Source organism: Agrobacterium sp. P15N1-A (assembly GCF_044626815.1).
In the GTDB taxonomy this organism is placed as follows: domain Bacteria; phylum Pseudomonadota; class Alphaproteobacteria; order Rhizobiales; family Rhizobiaceae; genus Agrobacterium; species Agrobacterium leguminum.
On record NZ_JBIUPF010000002.1, the window covers coordinates 560,157 to 576,029 of the forward strand.

The 15,873-nt window shown below is 59.9% G+C and carries 14 protein-coding genes; 4 read left to right on the top strand and 10 right to left on the bottom strand.

Annotated features, from left to right (window positions below):
- The first annotated feature begins 64 nt into the window (after positions 1–64).
- Complete coding sequence (gene ade / locus ACIK7D_RS10690) at positions 65–1,759, top strand: adenine deaminase (RefSeq protein WP_080816150.1); 1,695 nt, start codon at positions 65–67, stop codon at positions 1,757–1,759.
- A gap of 66 nt (positions 1,760–1,825) precedes the next feature.
- Here the strand turns inward: ade and ACIK7D_RS10695 are convergent, their stop codons facing one another.
- The 3 genes from ACIK7D_RS10695 to ACIK7D_RS10705 all read right to left on the bottom strand — a co-directional run bounded on the left by ACIK7D_RS10695 (position 1,826) and on the right by ACIK7D_RS10705 (position 4,803).
- On the bottom strand, positions 1,826–2,377 hold the full coding sequence (locus ACIK7D_RS10695; RefSeq protein ID WP_400156262.1) for a hypothetical protein: 552 nt from the start codon (positions 2,375–2,377) through the stop codon (positions 1,826–1,828).
- Between the two features lie 306 nt (positions 2,378–2,683).
- On the bottom strand, positions 2,684–3,142 hold the full coding sequence (gene aac(6'), locus ACIK7D_RS10700; protein ID WP_400156263.1) for an aminoglycoside 6'-N-acetyltransferase: 459 nt from the start codon (positions 3,140–3,142) through the stop codon (positions 2,684–2,686).
- Complete coding sequence (locus ACIK7D_RS10705) at positions 3,139–4,803, bottom strand: alpha-glucosidase family protein (protein WP_400156264.1); 1,665 nt, start codon at positions 4,801–4,803, stop codon at positions 3,139–3,141. The genes aac(6') and ACIK7D_RS10705 overlap by 4 nt, the downstream gene beginning before the upstream one ends.
- A 255-nt stretch (positions 4,804–5,058) precedes the next feature.
- On the opposite strand from ACIK7D_RS10705, the gene ACIK7D_RS10710 reads away from it, so the two are divergent.
- Positions 5,059–5,979 carry a sugar kinase gene (locus tag ACIK7D_RS10710; protein ID WP_400156265.1) on the top strand — a complete coding sequence of 307 codons (921 nt, stop codon included), beginning with the start codon at positions 5,059–5,061 and terminating at the stop codon, positions 5,977–5,979.
- Between the two features lie 172 nt (positions 5,980–6,151).
- Positions 6,152–7,201, top strand: a complete 1,050-nt coding sequence (locus ACIK7D_RS10715; protein ID WP_400156266.1) for a bifunctional monoglucosyl/glucuronosyl diacylglycerol synthase — start codon at positions 6,152–6,154, stop codon at positions 7,199–7,201.
- A 187-nt stretch (positions 7,202–7,388) separates the two neighbouring features.
- Here ACIK7D_RS10715 and ACIK7D_RS10720 read toward each other — a convergent pair whose 3' ends face one another.
- The 5 genes from ACIK7D_RS10720 to ACIK7D_RS10740 all read right to left on the bottom strand — a co-directional run bounded on the left by ACIK7D_RS10720 (position 7,389) and on the right by ACIK7D_RS10740 (position 11,914).
- Positions 7,389–8,000: a hypothetical protein gene (locus ACIK7D_RS10720; RefSeq protein WP_162936604.1), complete on the bottom strand. Its 612-nt coding sequence runs from the start codon at positions 7,998–8,000 to the stop codon at positions 7,389–7,391.
- Positions 8,001–8,119: 119 nt separating this feature from the next.
- Positions 8,120–8,728 carry a DUF2026 domain-containing protein gene (locus tag ACIK7D_RS10725; protein WP_127757760.1) on the bottom strand — a complete coding sequence of 203 codons (609 nt, stop codon included), beginning with the start codon at positions 8,726–8,728 and terminating at the stop codon, positions 8,120–8,122.
- A gap of 211 nt (positions 8,729–8,939) precedes the next feature.
- Positions 8,940–10,370, bottom strand: a complete 1,431-nt coding sequence (gene der / locus ACIK7D_RS10730; protein ID WP_003524225.1) for a ribosome biogenesis GTPase Der — start codon at positions 10,368–10,370, stop codon at positions 8,940–8,942.
- A gap of 132 nt (positions 10,371–10,502) precedes the next feature.
- Complete coding sequence (locus tag ACIK7D_RS10735) at positions 10,503–11,174, bottom strand: tetratricopeptide repeat protein (protein ID WP_127757759.1); 672 nt, start codon at positions 11,172–11,174, stop codon at positions 10,503–10,505.
- Positions 11,175–11,329: 155 nt separating this feature from the next.
- Positions 11,330–11,914 carry an NnrU family protein gene (locus ACIK7D_RS10740; protein ID WP_269313932.1) on the bottom strand — a complete coding sequence of 195 codons (585 nt, stop codon included), beginning with the start codon at positions 11,912–11,914 and terminating at the stop codon, positions 11,330–11,332.
- Positions 11,915–12,063: 149 nt separating this feature from the next.
- On the opposite strand from ACIK7D_RS10740, the gene ACIK7D_RS10745 reads away from it, so the two are divergent.
- On the top strand, positions 12,064–13,047 hold the full coding sequence (locus ACIK7D_RS10745; protein WP_400156267.1) for a polysaccharide deacetylase: 984 nt from the start codon (positions 12,064–12,066) through the stop codon (positions 13,045–13,047).
- A gap of 50 nt (positions 13,048–13,097) precedes the next feature.
- Here the strand turns inward: ACIK7D_RS10745 and sbmA are convergent, their stop codons facing one another.
- Together sbmA and ACIK7D_RS10755 are read right to left on the bottom strand one after the other, a co-directional pair.
- The gene (gene sbmA / locus ACIK7D_RS10750; protein ID WP_080816126.1) at positions 13,098–14,375 is read right to left on the bottom strand and encodes a peptide antibiotic transporter SbmA; all 1,278 of its coding nucleotides are present in this window, start codon (positions 14,373–14,375) and stop codon (positions 13,098–13,100) included.
- A 183-nt stretch (positions 14,376–14,558) separates the two neighbouring features.
- Positions 14,559–15,749, bottom strand: a complete 1,191-nt coding sequence (locus ACIK7D_RS10755) for an MFS transporter (protein WP_400156268.1) — start codon at positions 15,747–15,749, stop codon at positions 14,559–14,561.
- Positions 15,750–15,873 lie beyond the last annotated feature (124 nt).

Here is a 15,873-nt window from a genome sequence, read left to right on the forward strand (position 1 = left end):
ACCACAGAATGTAAATAGTGAAAATTCTCGCATACGACGTAAATCAGGAGCCGAAGAAACCCGCATGAATTCCAGACTTGAAACGCGCATCGATCAGGGTACGGGCCGTGAACCGGCGGACATGGTTCTCAAGGGCGGACGCTTCTTCGACCTCGTCACCGGAGAACTCGTCGCTTCGGATATCGCCATCTGTGGCGACACCATCGTCGGCACCTGCGAAAACTACAAGGGGCGACAGGAAATCGACATTTCCGGAAAGATCGTCGTTCCGGGTTTCATCGACACGCATCTCCATATCGAATCGTCGCTGGTGACACCGCACGAATTCGACCGCTGCGTTTTGCCCTATGGCGTTACCACCGCCATTTGCGACCCGCACGAGATCGCCAATGTTCTGGGCGTGGAGGGGCTTCAGTTCTTCCTCGACAGCGCCATGGAAACCATCATGGATATCCGCGTGCAGCTCTCCTCCTGCGTGCCCGCCACCCATCTGGAAACCGCCGGCGCCGATCTGCCCATCGAGAAGCTGCTGCCGTTTCGCGATCATCCAAAGGTCATCGGGCTTGCCGAATTCATGAATTTTCCGGGCGTCATCCACAAGGATCCGGTGTGCATGGCGAAGCTCGAGGCGTTCCAGGGCCAGCATATCGACGGGCATGCACCGCTTCTCTCCGGCACGGCGCTGAACGGCTATCTCGCCGCCGGCATCCGCACCGAACATGAATGCACGAGTGCTGCCGAGGCGCTGGAGAAAATCCGCAAGGGCATGCATATTCTGGTGCGCGAAGGCTCGGTCTCGAAGGACCTGCACGCCCTGATGCCGATCATCACCGAACGCCTGTCGCCCTATCTGGCCCTCTGCACGGATGATCGCAACCCGCTCGACATCGCCGAACAGGGCCATCTCGACTATATGATCCGCACAGCGATCGCCAGCGGCGTGGAACCGCTCGCCATCTACCGCGCCGCCTCCATTTCCGCCGCAAAAGCCTTCGGCCTGCGCGACCGCGGCCTTGTCGCACCAGGCTGGCGCGCCGATCTCGTGGTGGTCGACAGCCTGCAGAACTGCAAGGCGAGCATGGTGCTTTCCGGCGGGCGGATCGTCGATGACGCTCTTTTTGCCACGCGCAAACCGGTCGCACCCGTCGGCCTCGACAGCGTCAAGGCAAGACCCGTGCTCGCCTCGCATTTCGGCGTGCCGGTCACGGAGGGCGAAAGCCCTGTCATGGGCGTGCTTCCCGGCAAGATCATTACCGAGCATCGCCGTTACAGGCTGCCGACGGATGGCAACCAGACCACCGTCGATCTTGAGAACGACATCATCAAGGTCGCCGTGATCGAACGCCACGGCAAGAACGGCAACCATGCCAATGGTTTCGTTCAGGGCTTCGGCCTGAAAAAGGGCGCCATCGCCTCCACCGTCGGCCATGACAGCCACAATATCTGCGTCGTCGGCGTGAGCGAAGACGACATGGCGCTGGCCGCCAACCGTCTCGGCGAAATCAAGGGCGGCTTCGTGGTGGTGGAAGACGGCAGGGTGACGGGCGAGATCGCTTTGCCCGTCGCCGGGCTGATGAGCCTCGAACCCTATGAGACCGTTCGAGACACGCTGCACACGCTTAGAAAAGCGGCCTATGCGCTCGGCACGACACTGGAAGAACCCTTCCTGCAGGTCGCCTTCCTGCCCCTGCCCGTCATCCCGCATCTGAAGATTTCCGATATGGGCATGGTGGATGTGGACCGGTTTGCGCTGATCTGACCGTGGCTTGCCGACCGGAGGCAGCGGAAAACGCTCAATCCGCATTTTGAGGCCGCGAGAGCGGCCTCATGCTTTCGTCTCCGAAGGCCAGGTGACGTAATAATATTTGCCCGCGACCCTGCCAAAATAGGCGTGTTTTCCCGTCGCATTGTCGACATAGCTGCCGCTTCCATCCCTGGAAAGCGCACCGTCTTCGCTGCGCTTCAGCTGCGTGTTGAGGAAATCCACCCAGTTGGTCTTGGCAATGTCGGTGGCTGTCGTCGGCTTGGCGTTTTTCTGGTTCGGATCCCACGCATTGATCGTTTTGCCCTGGGTGGGGTTCGAAACCTGCAAGGCCCCACGCTCGAGAGCGCTCATCATCGACCGGGCGCGCAGATATTGCGCCGGATCGTCCCCCGCCAGGGAAAGCTTGGCCCTCAGATTCCGCATGAAGTCGGGCGATGCGATATAGTCGGCTGACGAGGTTTTGGTGGCTGGTTTCGGTGTGGATGCGCGGGCTGCCGATTGTCCGGAAAGGAAGACCTCTCGGATGGATGGAGGGGCGGCCTTAGCTTTGGCGCGCGGCGAGGTGGAATTCGCGGTATTGGGCTGATTGAAATTCTTGATTGAAACGGACATGACAATCCCTGCTTCACTTTATGGGTGGAGACCGAAAAATCTGTAGGTTTCAATGATTAATACTGGAAGCTTGCCCAAGGCTCGCCAACAGCGAAGTAAATGTGAAAAAATTACTGCGTAACCATTATCAAAATGAATATATTTAATTTCCAATCATGAATTAATCCAATTTGAAAATGTTATAAATTTCATCAATACTTAAATAGTACTATTCACCACCCAAGACGCGATCATGGCAACGCATGTGATCGCCGGAAGGCGCCCGCGAAGACTGACATCATCGGCTGACTGAACAATGCCGGGAGGTTATGAACCCAGAGGCAGAGACTTGCGAAAATAAACCACCCGCTGCGTTTCCTCAAATCCCAGCGCCGCATGCATGCGGTGTGAATCGACATTGGAAATATCGGCATCGGAAGCAAGCTCGCTCACACCCTTGCTGGTCGCCCAACGGGTTACTTCGGCAATCAAAGCAGCCGCAACGCCCTGTTTGCGAAATGCCTCCTCCACATAAATGCCTTCGAGAAACGCCACGGGCGAGGTGTCGCATCCGTTGACGTAATCGTGCCGCAGGCTGGCTTCAGCAAAACCGATGGCCATGCCCGCCGGATCATAGGCAATAAATCCAATCTCATTGTCGGAGACGCCCTGCAACTCCACCCGGTGTTCGGCGGGTGAAGCATCCGGCCACAAACGGTGCCGCAGAAGCGACCACTCATCGAGCGATGCTCCGCCAGCCGTCTCGATGACAAATTGCCCGTTCATGCAACGACCCCGCAAAACACATCCAGCTCATCGAGCTTCACGACACCCGCATCGAATAGCGGTGCGAAACCCGGCATCGGCAGTATATCGGTGATCCGCATGGCCTTCGGTATCGGGAATTCCACCGGTTCGCGGGTGAGGTTGAAAACGAAGAGCAGTTTTTCATCGCCCTTCTGGCGCGTGAAGGCCAGCACATCGAGATTGGTCTTGATAAAATGCATATCACCGTCGCGCAGCGCGCCGTGACCTTTTCGGAAGGACAAAACCGCGCGGTAATGGTTCAGAACCGAGTCCGGCTTGCGCTCCTGCGCGTCCGCAGCCTGCATGGCATGAACATAGTGCACCGGCAGCCAAGGCTTTTCAGCGCTTGAAAAACCGGCATTCGGCTTGCCGGTCTCCCACACCATCGGCGTGCGGCATCCGTCCCGCCCCTTGAAGGCGGGCCAGAAGCGGATGCCGTATGGATCGCGCAGATCCTCAAAGGCGAGTTCCGCCTCGGTCAGACCCAGTTCCTCGCCCTGATAGAGACATATGGAACCGCGCAGGCTGGCGAGAACGCAGATGGCAAGCTTCGCCACCCGCATCTGCTCCTCCGCGCTTTCGGAAAAACGGCTGAGGTGGCGCACCACATCGTGGTTGGAAAAGGCCCAGCACACCCAGCCATCCGTCACCACCTTGCCGAAGGTCTCGACCGAGGCGCGCAGATGCTTCGCGCTGAAATCCGGCCCCAGCAGGTCGAAAGTGTAGCACATGTTGAGCTTGTCATTGCCGGACGTATAGGCCGCCACCGTCTTCAGCGACCGCGCCCCGTCTCCCACCTCGCCCACCGTGGCGCGGCCGTCATATTCATCGAGCAGCCCGCGAAAACGCTTCAGGAAAGCCACGTTTTCCGGCCGCGTCTTGTCGTAGAGATGGTCCTGCATACCATAGGGATTGACGTCGGAAGCATCGAGACCGAAACTTTCCTCGTCGAAAAGCGGCGGGTTGTCGCGCAAAAGCTTGTCATGGAAATAATGGTTGACGGTATCGAGCCGGAAACCGTCCACCCCGCGATCCAGCCAGAAACGCACGGTTTCGAGGAGCGCATCCTGCACCTCGCGATTGTGGAAATTGAGATCCGGCTGTGAGGCGAGGAAGCTGTGCATGTAATATTGCTTGCGCACGCCGTCCCATTCCCATGCCGGGCCGCCGAAAACGGAAAGCCAGTTGGTGGGCGCCGTGCCATCCGGCTTGGGATTGGCCCAGACATACCAGTCGGCCTTGCTGTTGGTGCGGCTCGCCCGGCTGTCCACGAACCAGGGATGCCGGTCCGACGTGTGCGAGATGACCTGATCGATGATGACCTTCAGCCCCAAACGGTGCGCCTCTGCCATCAGCGCGTCGAAATCGGCAAGCGTGCCGAACATCGGATCGACATTGCAGTAATCGGAAACGTCATACCCCATATCGGCCATGGGCGAGGTGAAGAAGGGCGAGAGCCAGATGCCGTCGACACCGAGCGAGGCGATATAGGGCAGGCGTTTCGTTACCCCGGCAAGATCGCCGAAACCGTCGCCGGTCGTATCCTGAAACGAGCGCGGATAGACCTGATAGATCACCGCTCCCTTCCACCAGTCCGATTGCGCTTGGGGTTTGTGGACCGGGGCATGGGTTAGCGGCATGGGCGATCTCCTGATGGTGGCCGGCGCATGTCTCCCAAAAGTGTGACGCGGTTTTGGGAAAGAGACATGCGTAAAAAAGAGACACGGCGCTTTCGCGATTCGAAGAAAAGCGAAAGCGCCGTGGCACGAGAATATAAAGCTGTCGCCGCCGCGTAAACCGGAACTTCGCACATGCACAAACGGCCACAACCGCCCTTGTCAGCGGCGCGCACTCGTCGTAAGCCGCATGGCTGGAAAAAACGGGAGGATGACGGCGTGGGCGGACGGTTTCTGTCGATTGGCGAATGCATGGTGGAACTGTCGCAGGCCGGCAACGGGCTGCTGCGCAAGGGTTTTGCCGGCGATACGTTCAATACCGCCTGGTATGCCCGGGCCTGCCTGCCGGGCGACTGGTCGGTCGATTATTTCACCGCACTCGGCGACGATCCTCTCTCTGAAGACATGCTCACCTTCATCGCGGAAGCCGGCATCGGCACGGAGAAAATCCGCCGCATAAAGGGCGGCACGCCCGGCCTTTACCTCATCAACCTGAAGGACGGCGAGCGCACCTTCAGCTACTGGCGCAACGCCGCCGCCGCAAGGCAGCTGGCCGCCGATGCGGACCACCTGCGCAGGACGGTGGAAAGCGCCGATGTGGTCTATTTCTCCGGCATCACGCTCGCCATTCTCGCCTCCGCCCATGATGTCGATACGTTCCTCGCCGAACTGCGCCGCGCCAGGGCAGCGGGCAAGCTGGTGGTCTTCGACCCCAACATCCGCCCGCGTCTGTGGGCGAATAAGGATACGATGCTCGAGACCATCTCCAACGGCGCACGCGCCGCAACGCTTGTCATGCCGAGCTTCGATGACGAGGCGAGCCATTTCGGCGATGTCTCCGTGGAAGCGACCATCGACCGCTACCGTTCGCTGGGCGTCGAGAACATCGTCGTGAAGGACGGCGCCAAGGGCGCGACGCTCGATTTCAGCGGCAGCCGCAGTCACGCACCGGCAGTGAAGGCTGTGGACGTGGTGGACACGACAAGCGCCGGCGACAGCTTCAACGGCGCTTTCCTTGCCCGTTATGTGACCGGCAGTTCGCCGGAGGAAGCGGCCACCTTCGCCGCAAGGGCGGCGGCAACCGTCATCGGTCACCACGGCGCGCTGATCAGCCCCGAGCTGCTGCCGCTGGTGGGATAAGGCTCCGTCGCACCGGGGGAGCGCCGTGGACAACCGCAAATCTCTGCGCGCAAACCACGCTTCCCCGCCGTCACACACCCTGACATGATCCTGTAACACGCACGCCGCATATACGGGCAGAAGCCGGGCAATGGGGATTCGCCCGCGCGCAGATGAGCAGGATCAGTGTTTCATGACGAGAATCACGATTGTCACAGATGCCTGGCACCCGCAGGTCAACGGCGTGGTTCGCTCTATAGAAAACACCAATACCGAACTCGCGCGGCTCGGCGTCGATGTGCGCATGGTCACGCCGCAGAGTTTTTACAGCATCCCCTGCCCCACCTATCCGGAAATCCGCCTTTCGGTTGCCGGTTATCGCCGTGTGGCGGCGGAGATCGAAAAAAGCCAGCCCTCCTTCGTGCATATTGCGACGGAAGGGCCGCTGGGTTTCATGGCGCGGCGCTGGTGCGTGAAGAACCGCATGCGTTTTTCCACCAGCTATCACACCCGCTTTCCGGAATATGTGGCGGCGCGTTTCCCCGTGCCGGAAAGCTGGCTTTACGCCTTCGTGCGCTGGTTCCACAATGGCGGCAACACCTGCATGGTGGCAACGCCGAGCCTTGAGACCGAACTGGAAGCGCGCGGCGTGCGCAACCTGAAGCGCTGGAGCCGCGGCATCGATGCGGAGCTTTTCCATCCCCGCCCGAAAGCAAAGCTGCCTTTCGACCTGCCGCGCCCAATCTTCATGACGGTGGGACGTGTGGCGGTGGAGAAGAACCTGCCGGAATTTCTGGAGCTGGACCTGCCGGGTTCGAAGGTGGTCATCGGCGATGGCCCCGCCCGCCATGAATTGCAGGAGAAATATCCGGACGTTTTGTTCACCGGCGTCAAGACCGGTGAGGAGCTGGCCGATGCCTATGCGCAGGCCGATGTCTTCGTTTTCCCCTCCAAAACCGATACGTTCGGCAACACCATTCTGGAAGCGCTGGCAAGCGGCGTGCCCGTGGCCGCCTTCCCCGTCACCGGACCGATCGACATCCTCGGCGGCAACCCTGCCGCCGGTGCGCTGGATGATAATCTTCGCGATGCCTGTCTCGCGGCCCTGAATTGTTCGCCACAGGAGGCGCTGGCGCTTTCCAGAAGCTACAGCTGGGAAAAAGCCTCGCGGCAATTCCTCGACAACGTCATCCACGCCGCCGGAAAATCCCTGCCGCTGCTATCCCGTTCTCAACTTGCATGAGGCGATCCCCGAGATTCTATTCGGGAACGGTGGACGAAACGAAGCGGGAATGTCACAAGGCAATCAGGACGCGACTGCCGTTATCTTTAGAACGGGGTCGGGCTGCTGATTGACGTCAGGCGGCTGCCGCGAGAACACGCTGGCCGTCCTCTGTTTCCGGATGACACCGCCATTTTCAGATGCTGCTTCAGGATAAGGGAAGAAGCTCTTTCTGCTGGGCTGCGCACCAGTGATTGATCTTCTCGATGATGTCCTTTGCAGCAATCGGCAGGGCGCTGTTGGGTATGACGGCCACCGTCCCGTGGAAAACCAGCACCAGACTGTCGGGCGGCGTGAGTGCGAGATGATAGCGCGCCCAGCTCAACTGCACGGTGTCCAGTCTTGTGACCTGCTTGTAGCCCTCGGGTCCTATCTCGACCTCTGTGTGAGGCGAATACATCCGATCATTGGCAATATTCCAATGTGCCAGGACCTCGTAGTAGGATTTCATCTCCCGTCTGGCGCCTTGCCAGATAATGTACCAGATGGTGAGGGCCACAAACGGTGCGGGTGCAAACACCCAATAACCGACAACCGGCCAGACGCCCGGAAACCACGGCAGGCTTATGGAATAGATGAAACCGGCAGCCACTCCCGCAAATATCGACAGCTTCACTCTCGCCGAGGCAAAATGGCGAGCCCAGGCCTTGTCGAAAATCATGCTGTAATTTTCATAGGCCTGATGTTGATAGCCGTGGACATAGTCAGGCACATGTTTCGGATCGGGCGTGAAGCTTATTGAAATGGTGTCATCGGCCATAGGAACACGTCAATCCCGTCGCTGTTGAAGCCCAGCCTGCGTAGCAACATTGGCTTTATAAATCAAAAGACCTTTTGCTGACAAAACCTTGGATCAACACTGCGCGGCGTGACCTGCCTTCACCATGCTCCCGTGAGCATCTGGCCGGAAAGCGGCACGGTCCGCGCCTTGCCGTCGCGATCCGTTACCGAAAGCGATGCGGCCATCTGTTTCGGTGACTTGCGGAACCAGTTGGCGGCAACGCTCGCCATATCGCCGATCATCGCCTGTTTGTGCCAGTCGGCAAAGCGCTTGGCCGTGGCTTCAGGCTCGGAGCGGTAAAAGAAATCGCCGGATTGTCCGAGATCGTTGATGGATGCCGCCATGGCGACAAGCGGCCGCTGGAACATTTTCGCCGGCACGGAAAGCCCATCGGCGCCTTCCGAAAATGCCGGGGCCATGAAATCGATCGCCCAGCCATCCGCCTCCACCCAGCAGTGGAAGTTCTCGCCCGCGCCCGTCACATAACCGTCTTCGCGGTGATCGGCGAACAGCAGCACGGTTCCACCAAGATTATAGGCCGCAAGCCCGCCCTTCGGCACCGCCTTCACCTTGTAATGCTGCTGCAGGATGAAGGCGCCGAAGGTGCTGAAATACATGGAGGCCGAGGCGGGATCGGCATTCTGGCTGATGAGCAGGCTGTTGATGACGCGGTAAATCCGGTGATAGTCGGTCTGCTTGATCAGCATGGTCTTTTACTCTTCAAAACCGTGAAATTGGGACGAGCGGACGCCCCTTGTTTCTTCTCCCCGAGGGGGAGAAGTCCGCGGCAGCGGGATGAGGGGGCGAGGCCAGCAGTATACGGAGAGGTTGCCCCGCTCATCCGGCCCTTCGGGCCACCTTCTCCCCGATGGGGAGAAGAAATATGCCGCATCGTTGCGCCCTAAAACCGAAGGCCGATTACCGCCTCTTCTTCGCCTTGCTCTCGAACGGATTGTCAGACCCACGATAATGCACACGGATCGGCACGCCCGGCATGTCGAAATCCTTGCGCAGACCGTTCACCAGATAACGCGTATAGCTTTCCGGGATAGCTTCCGGCCGCGTGCAGGAAATCATGAAGGCCGGCGGGCGGGCCTTTACCTGCGTCATATATTTCAGCTTCAGGCGACGGCCGGAAACGGCCGGCGGCGGATGCTGCGTGGTCTGCGAATCCAGCCAGCGGTTGAGGCGGGCGGTGGAGATGCGGCGGTTCCAGACCTTGTCGGTATCGATGATGTTCTGCATCAGCCGGTCGAGGCCATAACCCGTCTGGCCGGAAATCGGCACGGCACGAATGCCGCGCGCCTGCGGCAGAAGCCGCTCGGTCTTCTCGCGCAGATCGGCCAGATAGGCCTGCGGGTCTTCCACCAGATCCCATTTGTTGAAGGCAAGCACGGCGGCGCGGCCTTCGCGGATGACGAGATCGACCAGCTGCAAATCCTGCTTTTCGAATGGGATGGTGCTGTCGAACACGATCACCACGGTTTCGGCAAAACGGATGGAGCGCAGCGAATCCGCCACCGAAAGCTTTTCCAGCTTCTCCGTCACCTTGGCCTTGCGGCGCATGCCGGCCGTGTCAAACATCTTGATGGTGCGGCCGCGCCAGTCCCATTCGACCGAAATACTGTCGCGGGTAATGCCGGCTTCCGGGCCGGTCAACAGACGGTCTTCACCGAGGAAGCGGTTGATCAGCGTCGACTTGCCCGCATTCGGCCGGCCGATGATGGCGACGCGCAGCGGCTTGGTCTCATCGTAAACCGGCTCTTCGTCTTCCTCGTCCTCGCTGCCCGGCTCGCTGCGCGGCAGAACGATATCCGTTTCCGCCTCATCCACCTCAGGCGGGAAAGCGACGTCTTCGCCGATTGCCTCGACAATGGCGTCGCGCAGGTCGATCATGCCCTGACCGTGTTCGGCCGAGATCGGGCAGGGATCACCTAAACCGAGCGTGAAGGCGTCGTAGAAACCGGCGTCCGAGCCGCGCGCTTCGGACTTGTTGGCCACCAGCACCACCGGCTTGCCGCGACGGCGCAGCATCTCCGCCAGCGTCTCGTCGGCCGGCGTCAGGCCCGCCTTGGCGTCCACGACAAACAGCGTCACATCGGCATCGTCAATCGCCGCTTCGGTCTGCGCCCACATGCGGCCCTGAAGCGTTTCCGGCCCGGATTGCTCCAGACCGGCGGTATCGATGATGGTGAAACGCAGGTCGACAAGCTTCGCCTCGCCGGGGCGGCGGTCGCGGGTCACACCCGGCGTATCGTCCACCAGCGCCAGCTTCTTTCCGACGAGACGGTTGAAAAGCGTGGACTTGCCGACATTGGGGCGCCCGACTATGGCGACGGTGAAGCTCATTGATCCTGGTTCCTTAAAGCACGTCTGCCCAAAACGTTACCTGTTTTGGGCAAAGGACATGCGTAAAATAATGAGTTGGATCGCTTTGGCAATGCGGAGAATGCCGGCGCGATCCTGCGTGGCGCAGCGGCGTTAGGCAGCCTTGCCGGAAGCCGTGATATTGTCGAGCATGATCTGCGCGCGGTTCGTCACGTTGCGCGGCGCCTGCGTGTCGCTGACGATCTGCTCGAACCATTGTTTCGCCTTGGCGAAATCGCCGGCCTTGTAGGCGGCGAGACCCAGAGCTTCACGGGCGGAAGCGCGCATGGTCTGGCCCTCGGCGCTGAGCGGCTCCGCCAGCGCCACGACCTGGTCATAGGTGCCGTTATCCACCAGCAGCCAGGCGGCGCGCACCTTGGCGGTATCGCGGAAGACCTGCGGTGCGGACGTATCGTTGCCGATGGCGGTGAAGGCGGCGATGGCGCCGGCCGCATCGCCCTTCTGCGACAGCAGCGTGGCTGAGCGGAACTTCGCCAGAACCGGATAATTGCCATGACCGGAGGTTTCGAGATCGGCGAAGGCCTTCAACGCCTCATCCGTCTTGTTGTCCGAAGCGAGCTTCAGCGCCGCAAGGAACTGGTCGCCGGAATTGGAAGCGCGGCTGGTGTTCCAGTATTCGTAGATACCGGCGCCAGCGGCGCCGAGAACCACGAGAACGGCCGCACCCACGACCACGATACCGTAACGGCCCCAGAAGCGCGACAGCTGCTCGGAGCGGATCTGCTCGTTCACTTCGCGGATAAAGGTATCATTTTCGTTTGCCATCAAATTCTCCGTTACCCGCGCGGAGATCGTCGCCGATCCATCCGTTCGCGGACATACCAAGCCGCTTACCCGGGTCAGCAAAAGCAAGACCGACCGGGTCATGGTCGGCCTTCTAGCCTATTTTGCCTGATATGTAAGGGGGAAACGTTGATTTCCTACAGGACGATGGGCTGAACGCCGATCAACCATTCGTGCAGTTTCAGGATGAAAGCACCCCAGAGCACGATGCCGCCGACAATGGCCACCAGATCGTAGCGGCCTGAAACGAAGTCCCGGACCACTTTTTCGCCCGCCCGTTCCCTGCGCTTCAGCGAAATCCGCATCACCACGCCCCAGGCGAGGAACGATGCGAAAAGGAGGATGGAAGACGTCTCGCCATTGGCCAGAAGATGCGCGAGCGCCCAGATCTTGACCGAGAGGATGAGGGGATGCTTCGTCTTCACTGCGATGTGGCCAGCCGGGATGAGGCTGGCGATAAGACAGATCATCGCCGGCAGCATCAGGGTCACCGCGAGATGGCTCGTCCAGACCGGCGGATACCACACCATTCCGGTTTCCTGCCGCGCTTCGCCAAAGGCATAGATGACGAGGCCGAGCGTGATGAGGCTGACAAGCGAATAGACGCCCTTGAAAGGGCCTTCGCCCATCGACGCGATCATCCGCGCGCGAAATTGCGGTGCGACCACCTTCAAAAGATGCGTCAGCAAAAACAAGGCAAGACAGAGTGCGAGAAAAAGCATGAAACACGGTCCCCCGGTGGAACGAAGCGGCCCTATCACCGCAAGCTGCAACAGGAATTAGGCCGAAAGTCACGAAAACGCCAGACTATTCAAAGCTTCGCCTTATTCCACCCGCAAAAGGCCACGGTGTTTCATATGACGGATAACTGATGTTTCGCCCATTTGCCGCCTTTTCCCTGTCGCTTCTCGCCGCCCTTCCCGCTCTTGCGCAGGAGGCTGAGAAGCCGAAGCAGCTCGTCATCGTCTCCTTCGACGGTGCGGGCGACAATACGCTGTGGGAAAGAAGCCGGGCGACGGGCAAGCAAGTCGGCGCGCATTTCACCTATTTCCTGGCCTGCACGCTGGTGATGGACAGGAAGACCAGCGCCAAGACCTATCAGGGACCCGGCCAGAAGGCGGGTCGCTCCAATGTCGGTTTCGGCCAGTCGCCGGAAGAGGTGGAGGCAAGGCTCAGAAACATCTGGGCCGCCTATCGCGAGGGTCACGAAATCGGCAACCACACCTGCGGCCATTTCGATGGCGGGCAATGGACCGCCGAACAATGGGACGGCGAATTCACCACCTTCACCAGCACACTGGAAAATGCCTGGCAGATGATCGGCAAGAAGGGCGAGGAGCCCGAAGGCTGGCGCGAGATGGTGAAAAAGATCAATGGGTTCCGCGCGCCCTATCTCTCGCAGGGGCCGGCGCTGACCGAAGCGCAGAAAAAGCACCGTTTCGTTTATGACGCCACCAGCATTACCAAGGGACCGGAATGGCCGGTGGAGCGCGACGGCATAGAGCATTTCGGCCTGCCGCTCATTCCCGAAGGTCCGGGCAACCGCCCGATCATCGCCATGGACTACAATCTCTTCATCCGCCACTCCATCGGCGTCGAGACGCCGGATCGTTCGAAGGAATTCGAGGACCGCGCCTATACGGCTTTCCGCAATGCATTCGACAGGCAATATAATGGCGAGCGCATTCCGCTACAGATGGGCTTTCACTTCGTGAAGATGAATGGCGGCGCCTATTGGAACGCCTATGAACGGCTGCTGCGCGAGGTCTGCCAGAAGACCGATGTCGCCTGTGTGAGCTATGCCGAGGCGATGCCGATGATCGAGGCGCGGAAGAAGCAGAAGACCGAGGGGTGAAGCCTCTCGATTCATGAAAAAGGCGGCCGTCTGGCCGCCTTTTTGTTTGCTCAGGGGCGGTTCGCCGCCAGTTCGCCGTCCTCGGCCTCGCGTCGCAGATAGCGCTCATCAATATCCGGCAGCGGCTTGTCTCCAATCGCGGCTTCGAAGGCCACAAGACGTTTGTGGATGGAAAGCAGTTCGATGATCGTCGACCAGTAATTCACCAGATACTGGAAGGAATTGCTGACCTCACCGAAGGCCGTGGCGATCTGCTGCCAGATGCCCATGGTGATCCGCCCGGCAACGAATGTCGGAATGAGGATGAAGTTCAGGAAGATCGCATCGAGCTGGCCGTAGGAATAACGTGCCACGTTGAAATAGAGATAGTGCCAGTACATGCGGAAATAGTTTCTGCGCACATTAGCGAACAGCTCCCGCACCGTTACGGGATCGGCCCGGTCGGCATGGTCCTCGCCATAAACCAGCTCCTTGCGATAGGCCGCCTCCACACGCTGGTTGCGGAAGTTAAGCCCCGGCAGCTTGATACCGGCAAGCGCAAGCAGCGCGGTGCCGAAGATCGACCAGACGATCGCCAGCCAGAAAAGCGCGTGCGGAATGGCGCCAATCACCGGCAGGTCGCCCACATGTTCGGACATGCGGAACAGGAGCGGCAGGAACACCACCAGCGTCATCACGGAATTGATGAGCGTGACGCCCAGCCCTTCGAGAATATTGGCGAACCGCATCGTATCTTCCTGGATACGCTGGGATGCACCCTCGATATGGCGCAGCTTGTCCCATTTCGACATGTAGTAGTCGTTCATGGCCGTACGCCAGCGGAACACATAATGGTTGGTGAAGAAGGCGGTCACCACATTCATCACCACGCCGACAGCGCCGATCTCAAGGAACTTGAGCTGATAATCGTAAAACTGCGCGGCCGTCACGTCGCCCTGCTTGGCGAGCGCATTCTGCAGAAGATCGAAGAACGGGCCGCGCCAGTTGTTCAGCGCCACGGAAACCTGCACCGCAAAATAGGCGATGAAAATGATGAAGGCCGATCCCCAGATCGACCATGCGGTCCATGGGTGATCCTTCGCGACCAGCTGCCATGTAATGCCGAATATGGCGACGAAGATCGTGAAATAGAGATAGAACCAAAGATTGTCGGGCGAGAAGAAATAGGCGAGCCCGATGGGCGCGGTCTGTCCGGGCGCCAATGGCGGCAGGCCGATGGCCGCGCCGATCTGCGGGCCGACACTGTACCAGACAACGATGCACACGATTGTCCACAGCGCGGCCGACGTGAAGAAGATTTTCGGTTTGGGAAAGAAGGAATGAAACACGTTTCGAACTCACGCGCGTTTGAAATCAGCCATTATTGGCGAAGCACTTATTGGCCCGAACCTAGGGCAGAAATTTGTGCACAGCAATGAAGAAGCGCTGACCTTAACAAGATGTAAGGCGCAGATGGCGGGCGATGCCCGCCGGAAACACCGAATTAGAGACAGGAAAAGACGGCCCGCAACCTAGCGCCGCCGCTCCGTGGCGAGCACCGGCAACATCAGCAGAATGCTGACGACGAGCACAGCGGAAGCAAGAACGCTGGGCGCGGTAAAACTTCCCGTCGCCTCGGCAATCCAGCCGGCGGCCAGCGGCCCGACAATCTGGCCCGTGCCGAAAGCGGCCGTCATCAGCGCAAAGGCACGACGCGGGCTCGGTCCGGCAAATTCCCGGCCGAGCTGTAGGCCATAGGCGGTGATGACCATGAAGGTCAGCCCGAGAAGCAGGCCTCCGACGAGAACACCCGGCACCGGCGGCAGCATGACGGAAGCGAAAACACCGACGGCTTCGAAGGCAAGAACAATGACGAAGGCGCGTTTCAGCCCCTGCGATTTCAAGACCGGTTTCAAGAGGAAAAGCGAAATGGCGGCGGCGCAGCCGGTGATGAACCAGGCCAGAAACTCCACGAAAGCACCGGCGGCGGCCATGCGGGCAATCGCCACGATGAAGGTGGCGGTGATGACATAACCGAAGCCGAAAAGCCCATAGGCCAGCGTCGTCAGGAAGAGCGGCCGCGTCCAGTGGAGCGGCGGCTCCGCCACCGAGGATGCATGTCGCGGCGGGCCTGCGGGCAGCACCCGCCAGACGAGAATGAATGTGATGAAGGAAAAGACAGCACCTGCGATCCACTCCTGCCGCCACGAGGAACCGCCGCCGTCAAAAACGACGCCGATCAGATAGACCGCAAGCGAGGAGATCGCGATGCCGGCGCCGACGCCGCCATAATGCAGCGCCTGAACGCTGTCCCTGCCCGCTTTGACGGCATGGCCGATAACGATCTGCGAGGTGAATATCATGGTCAACGCGCTGGCGACGCCGGCCAGAAACCGGATGACGGTGAAGGCCGCAACGGAGTTGAAAGCGGCCATGGCAAGTAACAATGCCCCGGTGGAAAACAGGCCGCAAAGCGCCACCAGCCGTTCCCGCCCCGAACCCCACGAATAGGCCGCCAGAACCGCCCCGGCCAGATAACCGGCGAAGTTACCCGCCGCCACGATCCCCGCATCCCCCGCCGAGAGCGGAACATCCGCCATCATGCCCGGCAGAATGGGGGTGAAGGAAAAGCGGCCGAAACCCATGGCGGAGGCCATCATCAAGGCCCCGGAAAATCCGAGTGCAGTCAGATGTCTGGCGGAAAGTGGCTTGTCGATGCTCATGCATGGCTTATCGCAACGGGGCGGATAAGGGACAAGCGAGTTATTTTGATCGGCGTCATAAGCCGCCTTTATCGGTCACGCGGTGAGCGTCGGTGCGCTCCGAGGGTGCCGTGTATTCTTCTCC

Coding starts and splice junctions, on each gene's coding strand:
- ACIK7D_RS10695 (WP_400156262.1), bottom strand. CDS start 2,377: ATGTCCGTTTCAATCAAGAATTTCAATCAGCCCAATACCGCGAATTCC.
- ACIK7D_RS10745 (WP_400156267.1), top strand. CDS start 12,064: ATGTTTCGCCCATTTGCCGCCTTTTCCCTGTCGCTTCTCGCCGCCCTT.
- ACIK7D_RS10755 (WP_400156268.1), bottom strand. CDS start 15,749: ATGAGCATCGACAAGCCACTTTCCGCCAGACATCTGACTGCACTCGGA.
- ACIK7D_RS10720 (WP_162936604.1), bottom strand. CDS start 8,000: ATGGCCGATGACACCATTTCAATAAGCTTCACGCCCGATCCGAAACAT.
- ade (WP_080816150.1), top strand. CDS start 65: ATGAATTCCAGACTTGAAACGCGCATCGATCAGGGTACGGGCCGTGAA.
- der (WP_003524225.1), bottom strand. CDS start 10,370: ATGAGCTTCACCGTCGCCATAGTCGGGCGCCCCAATGTCGGCAAGTCC.
- ACIK7D_RS10725 (WP_127757760.1), bottom strand. CDS start 8,728: ATGCTGATCAAGCAGACCGACTATCACCGGATTTACCGCGTCATCAAC.
- ACIK7D_RS10735 (WP_127757759.1), bottom strand. CDS start 11,174: ATGGCAAACGAAAATGATACCTTTATCCGCGAAGTGAACGAGCAGATC.
- ACIK7D_RS10705 (WP_400156264.1), bottom strand. CDS start 4,803: ATGCCGCTAACCCATGCCCCGGTCCACAAACCCCAAGCGCAATCGGAC.
- ACIK7D_RS10715 (WP_400156266.1), top strand. CDS start 6,152: ATGACGAGAATCACGATTGTCACAGATGCCTGGCACCCGCAGGTCAAC.
- ACIK7D_RS10740 (WP_269313932.1), bottom strand. CDS start 11,914: ATGCTTTTTCTCGCACTCTGTCTTGCCTTGTTTTTGCTGACGCATCTT.